We start from the raw sequence: 22,784 nt of genomic DNA, 5'->3' as shown, positions 1-22,784 counted from the left end.
CGTGATCCTGCCCCCCATTCCCACCCCCTTTGACCGAAGGGGAAGGCTAGACCCGGAAGCCTTCCGCGACCTGGCTGAGGCCCTGGAGCCCTTGGTGGACGGGCTTTTGATCTACGGCTCCAACGGGGAAGGGGTCCACCTCACCCCCGAGGAGCGGGCCCAAGGGCTAAAGGCCTTAAGCCCCAAGAAGCCCTTCTTGGTGGGCCTCATGGACGAAACCCTGCCCCAGGCGGAAAGGGCTCTGGAAGAGGCCAAGGAGGCGGGGGCCATGGCCCTTTTGGCCACCCCGCCCCGCTACTACCACGCAAGCCTCGGGGAAGGGCTATTCCGCTACTACGAGGCCCTGGCGGAGCGGATGCCCCTTTTCCTCTACCACGTGCCCCAGAACACCAAGGTGGACCTTCCCCTAAGCGCGGTGGAGGCCCTGGCCCAACACCCCGGCGTCCAGGGCATCAAGGACTCCAGCGGCGACCTTTCCCGCTTCGCCTTCTACCAGGCGCGGCTAAAGGGCTTCCGCGCCTTCACCGGGCACGCCCCCACCTTCTTGGGCGCCTTGGCCCTGGGGGCGGAAGGGGGGATCCTAGCCGCGGCCAACCTGGCCCCCCGGGCCTACAGGGCGCTTTTGGCCCACTTCCGAGCCGGGCGGCTCGCCGAGGCGGAGGCGTTGCAACAAAAGCTCTTTCCCCTGGGGGACCTTTTGGCCAAGGGCGGGGTGCCCCTCCTCAAGCAAGCCCTGAGGCACCTGGGCCTCCCCGCGGGCTACCCCAGGCCCCCCTACCCGGCGGAAAGCCCCCTTTGGGGAAGCTTTCTCCCCGTCCTGGAAAACCTAAAGGAGGAGGGATGGCTTCTTTGAGGTTTTTCGTAGCCCTGGTCCTTGCCCTCGCCGCCTGCGCCCCCAGGCCCCTTCCCCCGGAGGCCCGGCTCCTTGGAGCGGAGCTCCTGGGTCTGGAGCTCACCCCAGAGCCCACCTTGGTCCTGGGCCTCCGGGTGGCTTTCCAAAACCCTAACCCCTTCCCCCTGCCCCTTTCCGCCTTCGGCGCAAGGCTCCGGGTGGGGGAGGTGGTGGTTCCCCTAGACCGGAACCTGCCCCCGGGGAGGAGGGAGGAAACCCTCACCGTGCGCCTCACCCCAAGCCAAGCCCTGGCCACGGGGCGGGCCCTCCTCACCCAGGAGGGGGTGGAGGTGGCCCTAGAGGGGAGCACCCTGGGGCAACGCCTCACCTTCTTCCAGACCCGCCTCGCCTTCCCCTTGGAGCCCCTACGGGTGCGCCGGGCGGGGGTGAACTTCTTTTTGGAAAACCCCAACCCCTTGCCCCTTCGGGTGGAGGGGCGGCTCGTCCTCCTGGGGCAAAGCCTAAGGGTGGAGGCGGACCTTCCCGCCCGGGGCGAGGGCCGGCTTCAGGTGGTGGGCTTCCGCCCGGGGTTGGAAAGGGGCGCGGGGCGGTTGGAGCTCACCCTCCAGGTGCCGGGCTTCCTCCAGACCACCCTGGTCCTTTCCCTTTAAAGCCGGAAGGCCCAGGGGAGGAGCTCCCCCAGGGTCCTTTCCACGTACTCCTCGGGGCCGTGGAGGAGGATGGGGGTATCCGGGGTGCCGAACTCCAGGAGCACCTGCCGGCACCCTCCGCAAGGGGGGATGGGGCCTTTGGGACTGTAGACGTGCACCCGGTCCAGGCGGCGCTTCCCCGCCAGGACCATGGCGGCCACGGCGTTGCGCTCGGCGCACTGGGAGAGGGGAAAGGAGGCGTTTTCCACGTTCACTCCCAGAAAGAACTCCCCCTCCGCCTCCACCAAGGCCACCACGGGGAAGCCCGAGTAGGGGGCGTAGGCCCGGGCCACGTGGGCCTTTAGAAGCTCCCTAACCCTCTCCATGCCCTCCATGCTCCACCAGCCTCTCCACCCGCACCCGATCTATGCGCCTTTGGTCGGCGCTCTCCACCACGAAGCGCAGGCCCCGCCATTCCACGCTCTCCCCCACCCCGGGGATGCGGCCAAAGAGTTCGTAGAGGAAGCCGGAAAGCGTATCGTACTCCCCCTCGGGGAGCTCCACCCCCAAGGCCTCGGAAACCTCGTCCACGGGGGTCTGGGCCTGGATGGAGTAGGCGCCGTTGGGCAGGCGGCGGATGGGGGCATCCTCGGGCTCGTCGGTTTCATCGTAAATCTCGCCCACGATCTCCTCCATCACGTCCTCGAGGGTGACGAGGCCCGCCGTGCCCCCGAACTCGTCCACCACGATGGCCAGGTGCACCTTGCGGCGGCGGAGCTCCTTGAGGAGGGTCCAGGCGTCCATGTTCTCGGGGACAAAGTAGGGAGGGTGGGCGATGGAAGCCACGCTCCTCCCCTTCAGGTCCCCCTCGCAGTAGTAGTCCAAAAGGTCCTTGGCGTAGGCCACCCCCACGATGTGGTCCACGCTTTCCCGGTAGACGGGGATGCGGCTATAGCGGTGCTCGCGGAAAAGGTGGAGGAGGTCTTCCAAGGTGGCCTCGGCCTCTATGGCCACCATCTCCACCCGGGGGGTCATGATCTCCCGCACCGGGGTTTCCTCCAGCTCCAGGATGGAGTGGATCATCTCCTCCTCCTGGGCCTCAATGGTCCCCGACTCCTCCGCCCCCGCCAGGATGAGGCGAAGCTCCTCCTCCGAGACCAAGGGGGTGTTCCGGGGCTCGAGGCCAAGAAGCCGCAAAATGGCCCCCGAAACCCAGCTGAAGAACCGCCCCAGGGGGTAGAAGAGGATGGAGAGGAGGTAAATGGGCCAGGCCGCCACCCGGGCCAGGGCCTCGGCGTGGTGCACGGCGATGGACTTGGGGGTGATCTCGCCGAAGAAGAGGACCAAGAAGGTCATGACCCCGGTGGCGAGCCCCACGCCCAAGGAGCCGAAGGCCCGGGTGGCGAGGTCCGTCACCAAGGCGGTGGCGGCGATGTTCACCAGGTTGTTGCCCACCAAAATGGTGGTGAGGAAGCGGGTGATGTCCCGGGAAAGGAGAGTAAAGGGGCCGTTTTCCGCCTCGGCCAGCTCCTTGAGCTTCCAGGGGTAAAGGGTGGTGAAGGCGGTTTCGCTCGCGGAGAAGAAGGCGGAAAGGCCCAAGAAGAGGACCAAAAGAAAAAGGTCCCCGGGGCTTGGGGCTTGGGACTGGGCCAGGGCTAGGGAACCGAAGGGAAGGAAGAAGAGCCACCGACTGGGAGGTCTGTCCATATCACCTGGGCCCATTGTACACCATGGGGGAATGTAGCCCCGCTTGCCCTCTTTACTTGATGGCCTTATATAGTTGAAGAGTATGAATGGTCCCCCGGCATCCCTGGTAGAGGAGCTTTCCCAACTGGGCTACACCCTGATGCGCCTCCTCTTTTCCCGGGCCAAGGAAGTCTTCGCCCAGGAAGGGCTTTCCCTCCTGCAGGCGGAGGTGCTCCGCCTGGTGAAGGAAGGGGTGCGCCTCCCCTCGCGCCTGGCGGAACACCTGGAGATCCTCCCCTCCCAGGTTTCCCACCTCCTGGCCTCCCTGGAGGAGACGGGCCTCCTCCGGCGCCACCCCGATCCCTTGGACCGGAGGCGGGTCCAGTTAGAACTCACCCCGGAAGGGGAAGAGGTGGCCCTGCGGCTTAAGGAAGCCTGGCTTCGCGTCTTCGGCCAGGCCTTGGCCCGGCTTAGCGAGGAAGAGCTATTCGCCTTCCGCTCCCTTTTGCGCAAGCTCACGGAGGTGGAGCGTGGCTAGGCGCTTGGCCCTCTTCCTCCTCCTCGTCCCCGCCCTTGCCCAAGGGGCCCTCGCGCCCCTGAAGGACCATCCCTTAAAACAGCAGGCGGAGGCCTACCTGGCGGCGGCAGCCAAGGCCCTCGAGGCCCAAAGCTCCCCCGTGGCCCTAAACCTCCAGGGGAACTACGGCCGCTTCGGCTACGAATGCACGCCCCAAGCCCTTTGCGCAAGCCTTCCCGGAGACGGCAAGGCCCTCACCTTAGCCTTGGTCCTCACCCCCTTCCCCTTCGGCGAGGGCGCCGACGGGATAGAGCGGGCCAGGATCGGCCTGAGGCGGGCGGAGCTCGCCTACCGCAAGACCCTCACCGCCCTCCAGGCCCAGGCGGTGGCCGCCCACGGCCGCTACCGGGAGGCCCGCCTGGGGGTAGCCCTCGCCGAAAAAGGCGTGGAGATCGCCGCCCTCGCCCTGGAGGCGGCCCGGAAGCGGCAGGCGAGCGCCAAGGACCTGAGGGAGGCGGAGCTCGCCCTCCAAGAGGCGCAAAACCGCTTGGCGGAAGCCCGGCTTGGCCTCACCCTCGCCGAGCAGGCGGCGGAAGGGCTTGTGGACCTGGAAGCCCCCCCACCGGAGATCCCCCCACCCCGGGGGACCATCCCCTTAAGCCTGGAGGAGGCCCGGCTCGCCCTGGCCGAGGCGCGGATTGGCGAAGGGGCGGCCTGGCGCAACCTCCTTCCCACCCTCCAGGGAAGCCTCCTCCTCTACCCCTCGGGGAACGACGCCCTTTCCCTAAGCCTCTCCAGCAAGGACCTCCGCCCCACCCTGAGCTACACCCGCCAGGACCCAGCCAGGCCCCCCACCACCGTCCCAGGGGTCGGCCAGTATAGGAGCACGGAAGAGCTTAAGCTCACCCTCTCCCTCACCCTCTCCCCCGGCCTCTTCGCCGCCTATGAGGCGGCCAAGGCCCAGGTGCGGGGGGCGGAGGAGGCCCTCAAGGCGGCGGAGGTGCAGGCTAACCTGGAGAAGGCCCGCCTGGAAAATGCCCTGAAGAGCGCCGAAGCTAGCCTCGCCCTCGCCCGCCTGCGCCGGGATGCGGCCCAAAAGACCTTAGAGGAAGCGGAAAAGCGCCTGGCCCTGGGCCTGGAAAGCCCCTTGGGGGTCAAGCAGGCGGAGCTCGGCCTCTTGCAGGCGGAGCTCGGCCTCTTGCAGGCGGAAAACACCTTGAGGAACCGGCTTATGGAGCTTTACCAGTTCTACGGCGAAATCCTTCCGGAGGTAGCGCAATGAAGAGGTTGCTTTGGACCTTGGCCCTTTTGGTTCCCGCCCTGGCCCAGCCCCTCCCCGAGGCCCTGAAGAAGGCCCCGGAGGTGGCGGCGGTGGTCACCGCCCGCCTGGAGTATGAGATGCGGCAAAAAGACCTGGCCCGCACCCTGCAAGACCCCTTGCGCACGCCCCTAGCCGAGCTCCAGGCCCGCCAGGCGGAGGCCCTGGCCAAGGCCCGGCTGGAGCGGGCCCTGGCCCAGGCGGAAAGCGACATCGTCTCCGCCTACGCCCAGGCCCGGGAGGCGGGCCTCCAGGTGGCCCTGGCGGCCAAAGCCCTGGAGATCGCCGAGCTCGGGCTAAGGGCGGCGGAGGTGCGCCTTAAGGGAGGCGGGGCCACCAGCCTGGACCTCCTCGAGGCGCAAAACCGGGTCCTGGAGGCCCGCAAGAACCTGGAGGCGGCCAAGCGGGGGGAGGAAAGCGCCCTGGCGGCCTTGGCCAACCTGGTGGGCCCGTGGAAGCCGGAGGCGGTGGAGGCGCTTCCCCCCTTACCCCAAGAGGAGCTCGTGGAAACCCTCCTCCAGGCCCACGCCGACCTCCTAAACCTCCGGCAGTCCCTGGAGCTCCTCCGCTTCCAGCGGGGGCTTTTGGACGAGAGCTTCGCTCCTCGGAAGGATATAGAGGCCCTTGAGGACCAGGCCAAGACCCTGGAGGAAAACCTGAAGAACCTGGAGCGCTCCCTAAGGGTGGGCCTTAAGGCCCGCTTCGCCCAGCTATCCCCCCTCCTCCAAGGGGTAAAGACAGCGGAAGAGGCTTATCGGGCGGCCAAGGAGCGCTACCAGGCGGAGGAAAAGCGCTTCCAGGCGGGGCTCACGAGCCGCCTTAGCCTCCTGCAGCAGGAGCTCACCCTCCTCCAAGCCGGGCTTTCCCTGGAACAGGCCAAGCACGCCTACCTGAAGGCCTATTACGGCCTTCTGGCCTCGAGGTGAGCATGAAGCGCCCTTGGCTTCTTCTCCTTCCCCTTCTCCTCGCCGCCTGCGCCCCCAAGAAGGCCGAGGCCCCCACCCCCGAGGCCCAAAGCCCCTTGCGGGTGGAGGTGCGGGTGGTCACGGCGGCGCGCGGGGTCTTGCAGCGGGAAAGCCGGGCCTCCGCCACCTTGCAGGCGGAGCGGGACAGCCTGGTGGCCGCCGGGGCTTCGGGACGGGTGGCGCGCGCCCTGCCGGCGGGAAGCCGGGTGAGGGCCGGGGAAGGCGTGGTCTTTTTGGACCCGGCGCCCTTCCAAGAGGCCCTGGAGGCGGCCAGGCTCAACCTGAAGCAGGCGGAGGCCAACCTGGAGCGGGCGAAAAACCAGCTTGAGGGAAACCGCCTCGCCCTAAAGGCCCAGCTTCAGGCGGCGGAGGCCCAACTCCAGGCGGCGAGGCGGCGCTACGAGGAAGGCAAGGCCCTCCTGGAGGCGGGCGCCCTCGCCCCCTTGGACCTCAAGGCCTTGGAGGCCAACCTCCACCAGGCCCAAAGCGCCTATGAGAACGCCAAGGAGGCCCTCGCCCGTCTGGAAAGAGCCGAGGACATCCGCCTCCTGGCGCTCCAGGTGGAGGCGGCCCGGCTCCAGGTGCGCCAGGCGGAGCGGAACCTTAGGGAAAGCGTGGTCCGGGCCCCCTTCGCCGGGGAAGTGGTGGAGGTTTTCGTGAAGGAGGGCGAGTTCGTGGGCACGGGAAGCCGGGCCTTCCGCCTGGCCACCACGGACCGGCTTTTGGCCAAGCTCTACCTACCCCCGGAAAAAGCCCAGGCCCTCACCCCGGAAACCCCCTTCACCCTCAGGCAAAACGGCAAGGTGGTGGAGGCGAGGCTTTTGCGCAAGACGGACCTTCCCGGCCAGACCCGGCTGGTGGAGGTGGTGCTAAAGCCCCTCACTCCCCTCCTCCCTGGGCCCGCGGAGGCCCGCTACCGGGAAAGGGTGGCGGAGGGCCTCCTCCTCCCCGCGGGGGCGGTGCGGGCCGAGGAAGGGCAGGGGGTGGTCTACGTCCTGGAAGGGGATAAGGCCAGGCGGCGCCCCGTGCGTCTCCTGGCCCAAGAAAGCGGGAAGGCCGTGGTGGAAGGCCTTCCCGAGGGGGCTCGGGTCATCTACCCCATCCCCGAAGGGCTAAGGGACGGGGACCCCGTGGAGGTGGTGCCGTGAAGGAAAACCCCTTGGTGGCCTTCTTCGTGGAGCGCTTCGTCTTCGCCACGGCCATCTTCGTGGGGCTCGTGCTGGTGGGGCTTCTTTTGGGCCTGGGCCTCGGGGTGGAGCTTCTGCCCCGCTTCAGCGTGCCGGTGGTGGCGGTCTCCACCACCTACCCCGGGGCCGGGCCGGAGGAGGTGGCGGAGCAGGTTTCCAAGCCCCTGGAGGACGCCCTTTCCACCTTAAGCGGGGTGGACACCATCGGCTCCAGCTCCACCGAGGGGTTCAGCCTGGTCTTCGTCCAGTTCCAGCAGGGGGTGGACGTGGACCGGGCGGCGGTGGAGGTGAGCCAGAAGGTGGCCGCCGCCCGGGGGCAGCTCCCCCGGGACGCCTCGGCCCCCGTGGTGCAGAAGTTTGACCCCTCGGCGAGCCCCATCCTCTACATCGCCCTCGAGGCCCCCGGGGAAGACCTTTCCCAGGTCCTCCGCTACGCCGAGCGCACCCTCAAGCCCAAGCTCCAGCTGGTGCCCGGGGTGGCGGACATCCGCCTCACCGGGGCCCCCAAGCGGGCCATCCGCGTCTACTTGGACCCGGACCGCCTCCAGGCCCTGGGGGTCGCTCCCCTCCAGGTGGTGCAAGCCCTCTCCACCTCCGCCCTAAACCTCCCCTTGGGAAGCCTCACGGAAGGGGAAAAACGCCTGGTCTACACCCTTAGGAACACCCCCGCCACGGCGGAGCAGGTGGCGAACCTCCTCCTGGACGCAAACCGGGGCCTACGGGTGAGGGACGTGGCCCGGGTGGCGGAGGAAAGCGAAAGCCCCACCACCCTAAACCGCCTAAACGGCCGCCCCGCCGTCCTCATGGCGGTGGTCAAAACCCCCGACGCCAACGCCGTGGCCGTGGCGGACGGGGTAAAAAAGGCCCTCCAGGAAACCTCCCTGCCCAAGGGCTACCGGGCGGAAGTGGCCCTGGACACCACCCGCTTCATCCGGGCAGCGGTTTTGGACACGGTTCGGGAGGCCTTCTTGGCCGCTTTGGCCGTGTCCTTGGTGGTCCTCGTCTTCCTGGGAAAGCTCAACTCGGTCTTCTCCGTGATCCTGGCCATCCCCATCACCCTTTCCGGGGCCATCCTCCTCTTTGGGGTCCTGGGCTTCACCTACAACCTCATCAGCCTCCTCGCCCTCACCGTGGCGGTGGGCATCGTGGTGGACGACTCCATCGTGGTGGCGGAAAACATTGACCGCTACCGCAAGACGGGCTATAGCCTCAAGGAGGCGGTGCTCAAGGGGGCAAGCGAGGTGAGCGTGGCGGTGGCCGCGGCCACCTTGAGCCTCCTCGCCGTCTTCCTACCCATCAGCTTCCTCCCCGGGATCATCGGCCAGATCTTCCAGCAGTTCGGCCTGGGCATGGCGGCGGCCATCGCCGTGAGCTGGCTGGAGGCCCTCCTCTTCCTCACCGTGCGCCTGGCCTACTTCCCAGACCCCGAGCCCCCGAGCCTGAAGGAGGCTTTCGGGGCGTTGAAGATGCTTCCTAAGGACCTGGCCTGGGCCTACCGGCGGGGGTACCGGGGGACGGTGGGGCTCCTTTTGGGCCTCCTTTCCGCCTTCCTCCTCCTGCGCCAAGGCCCCCTTTTCCTCCTTCTCCTACCCCTCTACCCCGCCCTTCTCGGCCTTCTCCGCTACCTGAGCCGCTTCCTTTTGGACCTGGCGGGGGCCTTGGCCCGGGGGCTCCACACCGCCACCGAGGCGGGCCTCCACCGCCTCACCGAGGCCTACGCCCGGGGGCTCCGGCGCACCCTTGCCCGCCCCGGCCTGGTCCTGGGGCTCGCCGCCTTGGCCTTCCTTTCCATCTTTCCCATCCTGCCCCGCATCCCCTTCAACTTCACGCCCCGCTCCGACACCGGGGTCCTCACCGCCACCCTCCTCCTGCCCAAGGACACCCCCCTTTCCGTTTCCGACCGGGCGGCGCGGGTCCTGGAAGCCTACTTCCTCGGCCATCCCGCCGTGGCCCGGGTGGTGACCACCGTGGGGGCGAGCGCCACGGGCGGCGCCCAAGTGGGGGACCCCTCCCGGGTGCAGCTCCAAATCGTCCTCAAGCCCAAGCACGAGCGGGAGGACATCTTCACCCTCACGGAGGCCTTCAACCGGGAAGGGAAGGCCCTGCTTCGGGACTTCCCCGGGGCCGACCTCCGCGTCTTGGCCCAGACGGGCCCCGAGGCGGGGGACGCCGACCTCCAGTTCTTCCTGGTGAGCCCGGACCGCGCCCTGCTGGAAGCCCGCGCCCAGGCCATCGTGAACCTCATCGCAGAAAAGCCCTACGTGCTCAACGTGAAGAGCACCCTCGAGGCCACCCAGCGGGAGCGGGTCTTCGTCCCCGATCCCGCCAGGCTCTCCGGCACCGGCCTCACCCCCCAGGACGTGGCCCAGACCCTCCGCCTCTACCTCTCGGGCACCCAGGCGGCCACGGCCCGCCGGGGCGGGGAGGAGTTTCCCATCATGGTCCAGGCAGACCCCTTGCGCCTAGGCGGGGAAAGCGACCTCCTTTCCCTACCCATCTACGCCCCCGCCCTGCAGGCCTTCCTGCCCCTCTCCAGCCTGGGGAACTTCCAAGAGCGGCCTGGGCCCACCCTCATCTCCCGGCGGAACCAGGCCTACGCCGCTGGCATCAACATCAACCTCCGCCCCGAGGCCCCAGGGAGCTTCCAGATCCAGCAGGAGCTCACCCAAGAGCTAAAGGAAAAAGGGCTTTTGGGAGACGGGGTGGAGCTCGTGGCCACCGGGCTTGGGAGCTTCACGGGGGAGCTCGCCCGCCTTGCCCCCCTGGCCTTCCTCCTGGCCCTGGTCCTCAACTACCTGGTCATCGCCAGCCAGTTCAACGCCTGGCGCTACCCCCTTTACCTCCTCCTCCCCGTGCCCTTGGCCCTGGTGGGGGCCTTCTGGCTCACCTACCTCCTGGGCACCGGGCTGGACGTGATCAGCGTCCTGGGGGTGGTGATGCTCATCGGCCTCGTCACCAAAAACGCCATCCTCCTCCTGGACTTCGCCGTGAGGCGCATGCGGGAGATGCCCCTCAAGGAGGCCCTGGTGGAGGCGGCTAGGCTTAGGCTCAGGCCCATCCTCATGACCACCCTCACGGTGCTCATCATCAGCCTGCCCCTCCTCCTCGGCACCGGGGAAGGGGCGGAGTACCGCAAGCCCCTAGGGGTCATCATCCTGGGCGGGCTCCTCTCCTCCACCCTCCTCACCCTCTTCGTGGTGCCCGCCGCCTTCTACGCCTTTGAGGGGAGGCGGGCCAAGGCGCCCGTCCTGAGGTAGGCCATGGATGTCAAGCGCCTCCTTCTCCTCTTCCTCCTCGCCGCCACCCTCCTGGCGGCGGGGGTGGTGGGCTTAAGCTTCTACTTCCTGCGGCCCCTCAAGGCCGAGCCCTGGGTGCGGGGGGCCCTCAAGGGCACGGGCCTGGAAGTGAAGGAGGCCCCCTACGGGCTGGAGCTCGCCCCCCAAAAACCCAAAGCCCTCCTGGCCTTCTACCCCGGGGCCCGGGTGGAGCCTTTGGCCTACGCCCCCGTCCTCGCCCCCGTGGCCCAGGCGGGGTATCTGGTGGTCCTCTTGAAGGTCCCTTCCGGGATCGCCCTCCTGGCTAAGGAGCGGGCCCTCGAGGCCAAGGCCGCCCACCCGAACCTCCCCCTGGTGGTGGGGGGGCACAGCCTGGGCGGGGTGGCGGCGGCGGAGCTCGCCGCCCGGGAGAAGCTTCCCCTCCTCCTCTTCGCCAGCTACCCCGAGGCCGACCTCTCGGGGGAAAGCCTCCCCACCCTCGCCCTTTTCGGCACGGAGGATGGCCTCCTCCCCCCCCTTAAGGCCCGCGAAAAGGCCAAGAAACTCCCCAAAACCGCCCGGGTGGTCTTCCTAGAAGGGCTGAACCATGCGGGCTTCGGCGCCTATGGGGCCCAAAGGGGAGATAACCCCGCCAAGAAGCCCCGGGAAGTCCTGTGGCGGGAGATCGCCCAGGAGGTCCTCCTCTTCCTGGAGAGCCTGGGGTGGGACACCCCTCCCCCACCCCAGGCCCTACGCTAAAGGGCATGGAACGCACCCACGAGAAGGTTCTAAAGGCCATGCGGGAGAACCTGGGGGAGGGCCTGCCCGAGGCCATCCCCCTCCTGGCGGAAAAGGCCCCCGGGCTCCTTCTGGAACACGGGCGGAGCTGGACCTTCGCCATGCCGGAAAAGGGGGCCTTGGACGAAAAGACCCGCACCCTCATCCTCCTGGGCATCACCCTGGCCACGGGCGCTTCCCCGTGCGTGAAGGCCATGGCCCACCGCGCCAAGCGCCTGGGCATTCCCAAGGAGGCGCTCTTGGAAACCCTCAAGATCGCCCGCCAAGCCCAGGCCAACGCCGTCTTGGGCCACGCCGAACCCCTTTTGGAAGTGCTATAGTGGGGAAAGCCGGGGTGGGCGCCCCCCCTCGGAACACTTCCCCCCACAATCCACACATCGCCTTAACCCTTGGCCCCTCGGGGGAAGGGAAAGGAGCCGGCATGAAGGATAGCTTCAAGACCCTGAAGACCTTGGAAACCCAAAGCGGCACCTACGGCTACCACGACCTCACGGAACTGGAGCGGCAAGGGGTGGCGGAGGTAAGCCGCCTGCCCTTCTCCATCCGGGTGATGCTGGAAAGCCTCCTAAGGAACGAGGACGGCTACCAGGTGACCCGGGAGGACATAGAGGCCTTGGCCCGCTGGCAGCCCGAGCCCGGGGAGATCAACGTGCCCCTGAAGCTCGCCCGGGTGATCCTCCAGGACTTCACCGGGGTACCGGCGGTGGTGGACCTGGCGGCCATGCGGGACGCCGTGGCCAAGCGGGGCGGGGACCCCAAGCGCATCAACCCCGTGGTGCCCGCCGACCTGGTCATTGACCACTCGGTGCAGGTGGACGCCTTCGGCACCGCCTACGCCTTCTTTTACAACGTGGAGAAGGAGTACGAGAGGAACCGGGAGCGCTACCTCCTCCTCAAGTGGGGCCAGGAAGCCCTGGAAAACTTCCGGGTGGTGCCCCCGGGCACGGGCATCGTCCACCAGGTGAACCTGGAGTACCTGGCCAAGGTGGTGATGACGGAAAAGCGGGACGGCCTCACCCTGGCCTTCCCCGACAGCCTGGTGGGCACGGACAGCCACACCACCATGGTGAACGGCCTGGGCGTCTTAGGCTGGGGAGTGGGGGGCATTGAGGCCGAGGCGGTGATGCTGGGGCAGCCTTACTACATGCTGGCCCCCAAGGTGGTGGGCTTCAAGCTTTACGGGGAGCTTCCCGAAGGGGCCACGGCCACGGACCTGGTCCTCACCATCACCGAGATCCTGCGCAAGCACGGGGTGGTGGGGAAGTTCGTGGAGTTCTACGGCCCCGGCGTTTCCAAGCTCTCCCTGGCGGACCGGGCCACCATCGCCAACATGGCCCCCGAGTACGGGGCCACCATGGGCTTCTTCCCCGTGGATGAGGAGACGCTGAACTACCTCCGCCTCACGGGCCGCCCCGAGGAACTCATTGATTTGGTGGAGACCTACACCAAGGCGGTGGGCCTCTTCCGCACCCCGGAAGCCGAGGCCAAGGTGCGCTACTCCGAGTACCTGGAGCTGGACCTCTCCACGGTGGAACCCTCCTTGGCCGGGCCCAAGCGGCCCCAGGACCGGGTACCCCTCAAGGAGGTGAAGGGGAGCTTCCTGGCCCACCTCACCAAGCCGGTGAAGGAGCGGGGCTTCGGCCTGAGCGAAGCGGCGCTGGGGAAGAAGGTCTTGGTCAAGCGGCAGGACGAGGAGTTTGAGCTCACCCACGGGTCCGTGGTCATCGCCGCCATCACCAGCTGCACCAACACCTCCAACCCCTCGGTGATGCTGGGGGCGGGACTTTTGGCCAAGAAGGCGGTGGAGGCGGGCTTGGACACCAAGCCCTGGGTGAAGACCTCCTTGGCCCCCGGCTCCAAGGTGGTGACGGACTACCTGGAAAATAGCGGGCTTCTGCCCTTCCTCGAGGCCCTCCGCTTTCACGTGGTGGGCTACGGGTGCACCACCTGCATCGGCAACTCTGGCCCTCTCCCGGAGGACATCGCCAAGGCGGTGGAGGAGGGGGACTTGGTCGTGGCCGCTGTCCTCTCCGGCAACCGCAACTTTGAGGGGCGCATCAACCCCCACGTGAAGGCCAACTACCTGGCAAGCCCCATGCTGGTGGTGGCTACGCTCTGGCGGGGCGCATGGACATTGATTTCACCACCGAGCCCCTGGGCTTTGACCCCAACGGCAAGCCCGTCTACCTCAAGGACATCTGGCCCTCCATGGAGGAAATCCAGGAGGCCATCCGCAAAACCCTGGACCCCGAGCTCTTCAAGAAGGAGTACAGCAAGGTGTTTGAGGGGGACGAGCGCTGGCAGGCCCTCCCCGCCCCCACGGGGGAGCTCTACCGCTGGGACCCCGAGAGCACCTACATCCAAAACCCGCCCTTTTTTGAGGAGCTGGGCAAGCGGCAGGTGGGGGACATTCGGGGAGCCCGGGTTCTCCTGGTCCTGGGCGACTCCGTAACCACGGACCACATCTCCCCCGCCGGGGCCATCCCGGTGAAGAGCCCCGCCGGCCAGTACCTGATCAGCAAGGGGGTGAAGCCGGAGGACTTCAACTCCTACGGCTCCCGCCGCGGCAACCACGAGGTGATGATGCGGGGCACCTTCGCCAACATCCGCATCAAGAACCTCATGCTGGATGGGATTGAAGGGGGTTACGCCAAGAAGCTCCCCGAAGGGGACGTGGACTTCGTCTACAACGTGGCCATGCGCTACAAGGCGGAGGGGACGCCCCTTCTGGTCATCGCCGGCAAGGAGTACGGCACCGGCTCCAGCCGCGACTGGGCCGCCAAGGGCACCTACCTCCTCGGGATCAAGGCGGTGCTGGCGGAAAGCTTTGAAAGGATCCACCGCTCCAACCTGGTGGGGATGGGCGTTTTGCCCTTGGAGTTCCTCCCTGGAGAGAACCGGGAAACCCTGGGCCTCACCGGGTACGAGGTCTACGACATCCTGGGCCTCGAGGACCTCAAGCCCAGGAAGCTCGTGGAGGTGGTGGCCCGCAGGGAGGACGGGAGCGAGGTTCGCTTCCAGGCCCTCGCCCGCCTGGACACCCCCGTGGAGGTGGACTACTACAAGAATGGGGGCATCCTGCAGACGGTGCTCCTCCACCTCCTCCAGGAGGCCAAGGCGGAGTAGCCCACAAAGCGCCCCGGGGGGTAGCCCCCCCGGGGTTTTCCTTGGCCTAAAGGCCCGCCCCGCTTTCCAGCTGGGGGTTCGGGCGGCCGCCCTCCTCCGCCTCCCGGGCCTCAATCTTGCCCTTGATGCGCTTGAGGCGGAAGGTGTCCTCCCGTTCCCGCTGCTCCAGCACCTGCTGGATGAAGCGGATCTGGGAGCGGATGCCGGGGATCACCACCTGCTCCAGGGCGTTGACCCGCCGGGTGGTCTTCTTGATCTCCTCGCCGATCTTCTTCAGGCGGGTTTCCGTGTTGGCCACCTGGACCAAGGCCTCGGCGTAGCGGCGGAAGGCGCGGGCGGCCTCGAGGGTGTAGGCAGGGGTGCCCACGGGGGAAAGCACCGCCTTGTCGGCGAAAGTGGCCTTGAGCCTGGGCACCTTGCTCCCCCAGACGTTTTCCACCTCCGCCTCCACCCCCTCCAGGGGCGGAACCCCAAGGCTTGCAGCGGCCACGCTCTCTGGCCCGTCAAAGGCCTGGGCCAGGAGGAGGGCGGAGTAGGCCTCCTGGGCCGCCTGGTTCAGGGCCTTCCTGGCCTCCAGGGCCTCCCGGACCAGGCCGAAGAACTCCGCCACCAGGGCGTCCCGCTTCTTCTTGAGGAGGTCCACCCCCTTCTGCGCCAGCCGGAGCTGCCCCCGCCTTTGCAGAAGGTTCATCCGGGTGGGGCTGACCTGGCTCATGCCGCCTCCTTAGTCCAGGGCCTGCGGCGCGCCCCAGATCTCTTCCAGCTTCTGCCCGTAGTACTTGCCGATGTGGTCCTTGGAAATGCGCTTGAGCTCGCCCTGGGGCAGCATGGAAAGGAGGGCCCAGGCGATCTGGAGGCTCTCCTCAATGGAGCGGTTCTGCTGGCCCTGGTTGATGAAGTGCTTCTCAAAGGCGTCGGCGAACTGCAGGTAGCGGCGGTCGTTCTCCGTGAGGGCGTCCTCGCCGATGATGGCCACCAGCTTGCGGATGTCCACGCCGTTGGCGTAGGCGGAGTAGAGCTGGTCGGACACCTGCTTGTGGTCCTCCCGGGTCTTGCCCTTGCCCACCCCGTTGTTCATGAGCCGGGAGAGGGAGGGCAGGGGGTCAATGGGGGGGTAGATGCCCTTCCGGTGAAGCTCCCGGGAAAGCTGGATCTGCCCCTCGGTGATGTAGCCCGTGAGGTCGGGGATGGGGTGGGTGCGGTCGTCGTCGGGCATGGAGAGGATGGGGATCTGGGTCACGCTCCCCTTCTTCCCCACCACCACCCCGGCCCGCTCGTAGATGGTGGCCAGGTCCGTGTACATGTAGCCAGGGTAGCCGCGGCGCCCCGGGATCTCTTCCCGACTCGCCCCGATCTCCCGCAGGGCCTCGCAGTAGTTGGTCATGTCCGTGAGGATGACCAGCACGTGGTAATCGTGCTCAAAGGCCAGGTACTCCGCCACGGTGAGGGCCATGCGGGGGGTCAGGATGCGCTCAATGGTGGGGTCGTCCGCCTTGTTGAGGAAGAGGACGGAGCGGCTCAGGGCCCCGGTGCGCTCAAACTCCTGGATGAAGTAGGAGAGCTCCCGCTGGGTGATGCCCATGGCGGCGAAGACCACGGCGAAGGGCTCCTCCTTCTCCCCTTCCCCGGAGAGGTCGGGGCGCACCGTGGCCTGGCGGGCGATCTGGGCGGCGATCTCGTTGGCGGGGAGGCCCGAGCCGGAGAAGATGGGAAGCTTCTGCCCCCGCACCAGGGTGTTCATCACGTCAATGGTGGAGATGCCGGTCTGGATGAACTCTTCCGGCTTCCTGCGGGCCACGGGGTTCAGGGGAAGGCCCACGATGGGAAGCCGCTTCTCCGGGGTGATGGGGGGCAGGCCGTCAATGGGCTTGCCGATACCGTTGAAGCGGCGCCCCAGCATCTCCTTGGAAACCCCAAGCCGGGCCACGTCCTCCACCAGGCTCACCGTGGTGGTGGCCAGGTCCAGGCCCGTGGTCTCCTCAAACACCTGGATGACGGCATACTCCTCGGAAACCTCAATCACCTGCCCGCCGCGCACCCGGCCCGAGCCGTCCTTGATGTCCACGATGGCGCCGTAGGCCAGGTCCTTGGCGTTCTCCACGAAGAGCAGGGGCCCGGAGATATAGGTGACGCCGGTGTACTCCTTCTTCAAGAGGTCCATCTTCCCTCCCTAGGCCAGGGCCTTGAAGGCCCCTTCAATCTCCTTCATGGCTTCCTCAAAGTAGCGGGGGAACTCCTCCTCGCTCACGTAGCGGGCGCGGCCGATGCGCTCAATGACGGGAAGCCCCAGGATCTCGTCCATGCTCACGCCCCGGCGGATGGCGGCCTCGGCCTCCTTGTAAAAGGTGAGGATCATCTTCATGATGCCGTAGGCCTTCCGCATGGAGCAGTAGGCGTCCACCTCGTGGTAGGCGTTTTGCTGCAGGAAGTCCTCGCGGATGATCCGACCCACCTCAATCACCAAACGCTCGGCGTCCTGCAGGGCGTCGGGCCCCACCAGCTGGACGATCTCCTGTAGCCCCGCTTCCCGTTGCAGAAGCTCGGAGATGGCGTCGCGGAGCTCGGGGTAGTCGGGGGCCACGTTCTCCCGGTACCAGGGGTCCAGGGCACCGGTGAAGAGGGAGTAGGAGCCGTTCCAGTTGATGGCGGGGAAGTGGCGGCGGAAGGCCAAGGACGCGTCCAGCCGCCAGAAGGCGCCCACGATGCGCAGGGTGGACTGGGTCACGGGCTCGGACATGTCGCCGCCCGGCGGGGAAACCGCCCCCACGATGGTCACCGCCCCCTCCTCGCCCCCCAAGGTCACCACCTTACCCGAGCGCTCGTAGAAGGCGGCCAAGCGGGCGGCCAGGTACGGGGGGTAGCCCTCCTCCGCGGGCATCTCCTCCAGGCGGCTGGAGATCTCCCGCAAAGCCTCGGCCCAGCGGCTGGTGGAGTCGGCCATGAGGGCCACGGAGAAGCCCTGGTCGCGGAAGTACTCGGCGATGGTCACCCCCACGTAAATGCTCGCCTCGCGGGCGGCCACGGGCATGTTGGAGGTGTTGGCGATGAGCACCGTGCGGTGCATGAGGGGGCCCCCCGTCTTGGGGTCGGTGAGCTCGGGGAACTCCACCAAGACGTCCGTCATCTCGTTGCCCCGCTCCCCGCACCCCACGTAGACCACCACGTCGGCGTTGGACCACTTGGCCAGGGACTGCTGGGTCACGGTCTTCCCGCTGCCGAAGGGTCCAGGGATGGCGGCGGTGCCCCCCATGGCCACGGGGAAGAGGACGTCCAGGATGCGCATCCCCGTGAGGAAGGGGGTGTTGGGGTCAAGCTTCCGCTGCACGGGACGCGCCCGGCGCACCGGCCAGGTGTGGTACATCTTGAGCTCGGTGCCGTCCTCGAGGACCACCACCGGCTCCTCCACGGTGTACTCCCCGGCGGGCTTCACCTCCTTCACCCGGCCCTTCACGTCCGGGGGCACCAGGATCTTGTGGGTGAAGGCGAACTCGGGCACGGTCCCCAGGACCATGCCCCCCTTCACCTCGTCCCCGGGCTTAACCCGAGGGGTCCAGGCCCACTTCTTCTCCCGGTCCAGGGCGTGGACCACCACGCCCCGGGTGATGTAAATCCCCGTCTTCTCCCGAATGCGCTCCAGGGGGCGCTGGATGCCGTCGTAGATGCCGTTGAGCATCCCCGGACCCAGCTCCACCGCCAAGGGAAGCCCGGTGGAAACCACGGGCTCCCCCACCTTGAGGCCCGAGGTGTCCTCGTAGACCTGGACGAAGGCGGTATCCCCATCCAGGCGGATGATCTCCCCCACCAGGCCCTCGTTGCCCACCTTGCAGATGTCGTACATGCGGGCCCCGAGCATGCCCTTGGCGATCACCGCCGGGCCCGCGATCTTTTCAATCACGCCTTGGATCATCTTCCCTCCATCCTACAACTTGATGTCAAAGCCGATGGTGCGCCGCACCAGCTCGCGCATGTAGCCTTCCACGTCGGGGTTTTGGAAAGCCTCCTTCAGGCCCGCCATGGGCAGGAGGACCGGGAGGTCCTTCCCCCGCATGAGGCGCTCCACCGCCTTTTCCGGCTCCGGCAAGAGGCCTTGGTCCACCGCCACCAGGGCGTAGCCCCCTTGCCCCACCAGCCTTTCCAAGAGGGCCTTGGCCTCCTCCGCGCTTTGGGCGGCGTAGGCCTCCAAACCCGCCAGCCGGAAGCCCTGGGCCGCCTCGGCGTCGGCGATCACGGCGATCCTCATGCGCAGGCCACCTCCTCCTCCACCTGGGCCCGGGGCAGGCCGAAGTAGGCCCGCCGGGCCAAGAGCCTAAGCCGCATGGCCTCCCACTCCCGCTCCTTCACGTAGGCCAGAACGAGCCCCGCCCCCAAGGGGTCGGAGGCCCCCTTCTTGGCCTCCTTAAGGAGGACGCACCTTAGGCGCTTTTCCACCTCCTTCAGGTTCCGCGCCCCGGCCAAGGGAGCGAAGGGGGTGCCGGCAAGCTCATCCAAAACGGCGTAATCCCCCTCCAAAAGGCGGGCGAAGCGAACGCGGTCTAAAAAGCGCCCGCCCCGGATGAAAAGCCCCTCCGGGGCCACCCCCTGCCCCTGGAGCTTGAAGGCGGTGCGCAGGTTCTCGGCGTCCACCTCCAGGGCCAGGTAGTCCCGCAGGAAGGACGCTTCCAGGGCCTTGGCGGTCTTGGCCACGTCCTCGTAAAAGCGCTTGGCCAAGAGGGCCTCCACCCGGGCCAGGTCCTGGGTTTCCCGCAGCACCGCCCGCAGGGCCCGGGCTAAGGGGTGGCCGGGGACGGAGAGGACCTGGGCCATGCCGGGAAGGTCCTGGGCCTCGTAGGCCTGGCGCCAAAGAGCCTCCCTGAGCGTGCCCGGCAGGAGGAGGACCTCCTCAAAGGGGCGGCCCGTGGCCTTGGCCCTCAAGATAGCCTGCAGGTTGGTGAGGTCGTTGCGCAGGAGGAGGAGGCGCACCGCCTCCCGGGCCTCCCCGGTGACCAGGCCCGGCAAGTCCCCCACGAGCCGGGCCAGGGTACGCCCCACCGCCCGGTCCACGTCGGGTAGGCTCTGCCCCGTGAGCTCCGCCCCGTAGACGCTTTCGGAAAGGAGGCGGAGGAACTCGGGGTAGGCCAGGTCCAAGGCCTCCTGGAAGAAGCTCTCCTTGAGAAGGCTCTGCCGCCTGGCCCGCACCCGGGCGTTTAGGTAGGCGAAGTCATCCGCCATGGCCTAGCCCCACAGCACCGCGGCCACCTTGGCGGAAAGGGCGTCCCACGCCCGCTCCAGGCGGCCTTCCAGGGTGTTTTCCACCTGGGTCTTGCCCTCCTTCCCAAGGGCCCGCACCCCAAGCGGCAAAGCGGGGTCGGCCCGAAGCTCCAGGCCCCGCTCCCGGGCTAGAGGCTCCAGGTGGGGCAGGTTGTCCGGGTGGGAGGCGAGGGCCGCAGGCTCTGTCAAGGCGGAAAGCGCCTCCAGGGCGAGCTTCCTCAGGACCTCCGGCCACTCGGGCTTTTCCGGCAGGCCCGCCAAGGCCTCCCGCACCTTGGCCTTCACCGCCTCCAGCACCTCCCCCTTGGCCTCGGCCCGGGCGGTGGCGAGGAGGAGCTCCCCGGCGCTTTCCGCCCGGCGCAAGGCGGCTTGGTACTGCGCCTCGAGGGCCCGCCGCCTTGCGGCCAAAAGGGCCTCCGCCTTGGCCTCCGCCTCCTTGCGCAGGGCCTCCGCCTTGGCCTTGGCCTCTTCCAAGAGGGTGCGGATCTCCGCCTCCACCTCCTGGCTCAAAATGGCTTCCAGTTTAGACATCTTCCCTCCTTGGGAAAAAGCCCTGCCCCTTTTGGGGCAGGGCCCAAGAAGCCCCTTAGAGCTTGCCGTTCAGGATGAAGGCGATGAGGAGGCCGAAGATCACCAGGGTTTCGGGCAGGAGAAGGAAGATCAGGGCGGTACCGAAGTTGCCCCGGTCCTCGGCGATGGCCCCCACGCCGGCGGCCCCGATGCGGGCCTGGGCCACGCCCGTGCCCAAGGCGGCTAGGCCCACGGCGAGCCCCATGCCCACGGCGATGAGGCCCCGGTCCAAGCCCCCGGAGGCCGCCGCCTCCTCCGCCGCCAAAGCCAACGCGCCGAACACCGCCACCAGAACCAGAACGAGAAGCTTCTTCATCTCTTTCCCTCCCTTTACTGCGTCTCGCGGACGCTTTTGAACGGCCGGTAAGGCCTGCCGTTCTCCTCGTAGAAACCGAACTTGGTGAAGAACTCCACCCAGATGAGACGGATGGGCTGAAGCATGTGCCCCAGGGTGGTGAGGAGGAGGATTAAGAGGTGCAACACCCCCGCCACCGCGATGCCCAAAAGCGCCCCCACGAGGCCCATCCGCTCCGCCATGGCGAAGCCCACATCGGTGAGGAGGCCCGCCAGGATGCCGCCCGCGGCCCCCACGGCGTAGATACGGATGTGGGAGAGGATGTGCCCCGCCTGGGTGAAGATCTCCGGGATCATGAGCCAAATGCGGCTCATGAGGACGGCCAAGAAGAAGACGCCAAAACCGGCGTACATGAGGCCCGCAAGCCACCCCGCCTGCAGGTTGCCCAGGTAGGAGGCGGCCAGGGCGAGAATGCCCACAAGCCCGCCCAAATACCCCACCCCCTCCCAGAAGTGGGCCATGTGGCGGTGCTTGAGGCCCAGGTACGCCCTAAGGATGAGCCCCCAGAAGACCATGAGCACGCCAAAGGCCACGGAGAGGAGGATGAGGAGGTTGGCGGTCTTGGCGGTGTCAATCCGGGGAATGAGGATGGGGATGAGGCCGGGGTGCTCCGGGGTGCCGAAGACCCCCAGGTGCTCCAGGAAGGTGCCGAAGAACTCCCCGTAAACCACGCCCCAAAGGACGGTCCAGAAGACCATCCAGTTCAAGATGTAGACCAGCTTGCCGATCACCTGGGGCTTGAGCCGAAGGGCGAAGAGGTCAATGACCAAGGGCTCGTTCCGCTTTACGAAACCGGAAAGCCAGCGCCCCAGGAGGAGGAAGAGGAGGGCGTAGCCAATGTCCCCCACGATCATCCCAAACCAGAAGGGGAAAAAGATGGGGACCACGGGGGTGGGGTCAATGGAGCCGTACTTGGGCGTGTTGAGGAAGCTCACCAAAAGCTCAAAGGGCTTCACCCAAGGGGGGTTGTCCAGGGTCACGGGAACGCGGTCCGCCTCGTGGTGCTCGTCCACCGGTTCAAAAGCATAGACCACGCCCTCCTTGTGGCGGGCCAAAGCCTCCTCCACCTTGGGCTTGGCCTTCACCGGCACGTAGCCCAAAAGGGCGAAGCCGAAGCGGCCCGAGGCCAGCTCCTCCAGGGCCTTGAGCCGGGCCACCTCGTCCTTGGCCCGGGTCCAGAGGCTTTGCAGGGTGGAGGTGGCCTCCTTGGCCAGCTTGGCCAGGCTCTGGCGCACCTCGGACAGCTCCCTGGGGGCCGCCTCCGCCCGCTCCTTGAGCCGCTTGGCGGCCTGGGAAAGGGGAAGCTCCCCCAAGGCCCCGGGAAGGCGAAGCTCCGCCACCCCCGCCCGGGACAAGGCGGCCTTGGCCGCCTCCAGGTCCCGACGGTGAACCACAAGGAGGGCGGCAAGCCCCTTGGCGTAGGGCTCATGGGCCAGGAGGAAGCGGTCTTCCAGGGCCTTCTTAAGCGCCTCCTCCACCAGGGGAAGCTCCTTTCCCGTAAGGAGGAAGGGGACCACCCGGAGGAAGGGGCTTTGGTCCAGGCCCTGGGCCAAAGCGGCGAGCTTTTCCAAGGGCTCCAGGTAGGCCTGGGCCAGGGCGAGCTCCTCCTCCAACTCCTGCTTTTGTCGGGAAAGCCCCTCGGCGTGGCCCTGGATGGGGGCAAGGGCCTTCTCCGCCGCCTCGAGGCCCTCCGGAAAGGGCCTGGAAGGCGCCGCCTCCTGGCCCAGAAGGGTGAGGGTGTGCTCGGCCCCCGCCGCCACCCCTTCCCAGCGCCTCAGCTCCTCCCTTTCCTCGGGGGAGAGCTTGTACTCGCCAAGCTCCGCCACCCTCAGGGTTTCCAGGTGCACCACCCCCGCCTGCTGCAGGCTCTGGAGAAGCTCCTTGGCCCGGCCCTTAGGCCCGGCTAGGACCAGCTTCTCCATGGGGGCGATCACGGCAAGACCTCCCGGAGCACCAAGGCCACCGCCTCCTCCAGGCGGGCCTGTCCCTTTTCCTTCACCGCCTGGGCCTCGGCCTCGGCCTGCTTGCGGTACCGGGCCAGGAGGGCCTCGGTTTCCCTGGCCTCCTTCTCCTTAAACTCCCCTTCCAGGGCCTTGGCCTTGGCCTCCGCCTCCTCCAGGAGGGCCTTGGCCTCGCCCTCCGCCCGCTTCAGGAAGTCTTCGGCCTCCCTCTTGGCGGCCTCGAGGCGGGCAAGGAGCTCCCTCTCCTTCTCCGCTAGGGTCTTGATAAGTCCCAGGCCTCCCATCGCCCCTCCTTATGTGAAAAGATGCGCAAAGTGC

20 protein-coding genes and 1 pseudogene are annotated in these 22,784 nt (G+C 67.5%); 10 read left to right on the top strand and 11 right to left on the bottom strand.

Going from position 1 to position 22,784, the window contains the following annotated elements; all coding sequences use genetic code 11:
- Window position 1 precedes the first annotated feature (1 nt).
- Both QT17_RS08545 and QT17_RS08540 read left to right on the top strand, forming a co-directional pair.
- Window positions 2-853, top strand: a complete 852-nt coding sequence (locus tag QT17_RS08545) for a dihydrodipicolinate synthase family protein (protein WP_039459038.1) — start codon at window positions 2-4, stop codon at window positions 851-853.
- On the top strand, window positions 841-1,503 hold the full coding sequence (locus tag QT17_RS08540) for a hypothetical protein (RefSeq protein WP_081995801.1): 663 nt from the start codon (window positions 841-843) through the stop codon (window positions 1,501-1,503). The genes QT17_RS08545 and QT17_RS08540 overlap by 13 nt, the downstream gene beginning before the upstream one ends.
- Here QT17_RS08540 and cdd read toward each other — a convergent pair.
- Together cdd and QT17_RS08530 are read right to left on the bottom strand one after the other, a co-directional pair.
- On the bottom strand, window positions 1,500-1,868 hold the full coding sequence (gene cdd / locus QT17_RS08535) for a cytidine deaminase (protein ID WP_039459036.1): 369 nt from the start codon (window positions 1,866-1,868) through the stop codon (window positions 1,500-1,502). The genes QT17_RS08540 and cdd overlap by 4 nt on opposite strands.
- Window positions 1,855-3,189 carry a hemolysin family protein gene (locus QT17_RS08530; protein WP_039459033.1) on the bottom strand — a complete coding sequence of 445 codons (1,335 nt, stop codon included), beginning with the start codon at window positions 3,187-3,189 and terminating at the stop codon, window positions 1,855-1,857. Before QT17_RS08530 ends, cdd begins: the two co-directional genes overlap by 14 nt.
- A gap of 82 nt (window positions 3,190-3,271) precedes the next feature.
- On the opposite strand from QT17_RS08530, the gene QT17_RS08525 reads away from it, so the two are divergent.
- The 8 genes and pseudogenes from QT17_RS08525 to acnA all read left to right on the top strand — a co-directional run bounded on the left by QT17_RS08525 (window position 3,272) and on the right by acnA (window position 14,333).
- Window positions 3,272-3,706 carry a MarR family winged helix-turn-helix transcriptional regulator gene (locus QT17_RS08525; RefSeq protein WP_039459030.1) on the top strand — a complete coding sequence of 145 codons (435 nt, stop codon included), beginning with the start codon at window positions 3,272-3,274 and terminating at the stop codon, window positions 3,704-3,706.
- A complete protein-coding gene (locus QT17_RS08520; protein WP_039459027.1) occupies window positions 3,699-4,967 on the top strand; it encodes a TolC family protein in 1,269 nt (422 codons plus the stop codon). Before QT17_RS08525 ends, QT17_RS08520 begins: the two co-directional genes overlap by 8 nt.
- Window positions 4,964-5,929 (top strand): TolC family protein, encoded by a 966-nt coding sequence (locus QT17_RS08515; RefSeq protein ID WP_039459024.1) that lies wholly within the window; start codon window positions 4,964-4,966, stop codon window positions 5,927-5,929. Before QT17_RS08520 ends, QT17_RS08515 begins: the two co-directional genes overlap by 4 nt.
- A gap of 2 nt (window positions 5,930-5,931) precedes the next feature.
- Window positions 5,932-7,116 (top strand): efflux RND transporter periplasmic adaptor subunit, encoded by a 1,185-nt coding sequence (locus tag QT17_RS08510; protein WP_039459022.1) that lies wholly within the window; start codon window positions 5,932-5,934, stop codon window positions 7,114-7,116.
- A complete protein-coding gene (locus QT17_RS08505) occupies window positions 7,113-10,412 on the top strand; it encodes an efflux RND transporter permease subunit (protein WP_039459019.1) in 3,300 nt (1,099 codons plus the stop codon). Before QT17_RS08510 ends, QT17_RS08505 begins: the two co-directional genes overlap by 4 nt.
- A gap of 3 nt (window positions 10,413-10,415) precedes the next feature.
- The gene (locus tag QT17_RS08500) at window positions 10,416-11,168 is read left to right on the top strand and encodes an alpha/beta hydrolase (RefSeq protein ID WP_039459017.1); all 753 of its coding nucleotides are present in this window, start codon (window positions 10,416-10,418) and stop codon (window positions 11,166-11,168) included.
- A 5-nt stretch (window positions 11,169-11,173) separates the two neighbouring features.
- Window positions 11,174-11,527, top strand: a complete 354-nt coding sequence (locus QT17_RS08495; RefSeq protein ID WP_039459014.1) for a carboxymuconolactone decarboxylase family protein — start codon at window positions 11,174-11,176, stop codon at window positions 11,525-11,527.
- A 101-nt stretch (window positions 11,528-11,628) separates the two neighbouring features.
- A pseudogene (gene acnA, locus QT17_RS08490) lies at window positions 11,629-14,333 on the top strand (aconitate hydratase AcnA).
- Window positions 14,334-14,379: 46 nt separating this feature from the next.
- On the opposite strand, the gene atpD reads toward acnA, so the two are convergent.
- From atpD to QT17_RS08445, 9 genes are read right to left on the bottom strand one after another with little or no spacing between them, the layout of a single operon-like run.
- The gene (gene atpD, locus QT17_RS08485; protein WP_039459011.1) at window positions 14,380-15,048 is read right to left on the bottom strand and encodes a V-type ATP synthase subunit D; all 669 of its coding nucleotides are present in this window, start codon (window positions 15,046-15,048) and stop codon (window positions 14,380-14,382) included.
- 9 nt (window positions 15,049-15,057) lie between these two features.
- The gene (locus QT17_RS08480; RefSeq protein WP_039459007.1) at window positions 15,058-16,494 is read right to left on the bottom strand and encodes a V-type ATP synthase subunit B; all 1,437 of its coding nucleotides are present in this window, start codon (window positions 16,492-16,494) and stop codon (window positions 15,058-15,060) included.
- 9 nt (window positions 16,495-16,503) lie between these two features.
- A complete protein-coding gene (locus QT17_RS08475) occupies window positions 16,504-18,240 on the bottom strand; it encodes a V-type ATP synthase subunit A (RefSeq protein WP_039459006.1) in 1,737 nt (578 codons plus the stop codon).
- 12 nt (window positions 18,241-18,252) lie between these two features.
- Entirely contained in the window at window positions 18,253-18,567 is a 315-nt protein-coding gene (gene atpF, locus QT17_RS08470; protein ID WP_200883391.1) for a V-type ATP synthase subunit F, read from the bottom strand.
- Window positions 18,568-18,569: 2 nt separating this feature from the next.
- Window positions 18,570-19,541, bottom strand: coding sequence for a V-type ATPase subunit (locus tag QT17_RS08465; RefSeq protein ID WP_039459001.1), 972 nt, complete (start codon window positions 19,539-19,541; stop codon window positions 18,570-18,572).
- A gap of 3 nt (window positions 19,542-19,544) precedes the next feature.
- Window positions 19,545-20,111 carry a V-type ATP synthase subunit E gene (locus tag QT17_RS08460; RefSeq protein ID WP_039458998.1) on the bottom strand — a complete coding sequence of 189 codons (567 nt, stop codon included), beginning with the start codon at window positions 20,109-20,111 and terminating at the stop codon, window positions 19,545-19,547.
- Between the two features lie 55 nt (window positions 20,112-20,166).
- Window positions 20,167-20,466, bottom strand: a complete 300-nt coding sequence (locus tag QT17_RS08455) for a F0F1 ATP synthase subunit C (protein ID WP_003046223.1) — start codon at window positions 20,464-20,466, stop codon at window positions 20,167-20,169.
- Window positions 20,467-20,480: 14 nt separating this feature from the next.
- Window positions 20,481-22,439 (bottom strand): V-type ATP synthase subunit I, encoded by a 1,959-nt coding sequence (locus tag QT17_RS08450; RefSeq protein ID WP_039458990.1) that lies wholly within the window; start codon window positions 22,437-22,439, stop codon window positions 20,481-20,483.
- A complete protein-coding gene (locus QT17_RS08445) occupies window positions 22,436-22,750 on the bottom strand; it encodes a V-type ATPase subunit subunit G family protein (RefSeq protein ID WP_039458987.1) in 315 nt (104 codons plus the stop codon). The genes QT17_RS08450 and QT17_RS08445 overlap by 4 nt, the downstream gene beginning before the upstream one ends.
- Window positions 22,751-22,784: the final 34 nt, after the last annotated feature.

The organism is Thermus sp. 2.9 (assembly GCF_000794385.1).
GTDB lineage: Bacteria > Deinococcota > Deinococci > Deinococcales > Thermaceae > Thermus > Thermus thalpophilus.
This window is presented reverse-complemented; position numbering and strand designations above follow the sequence as displayed.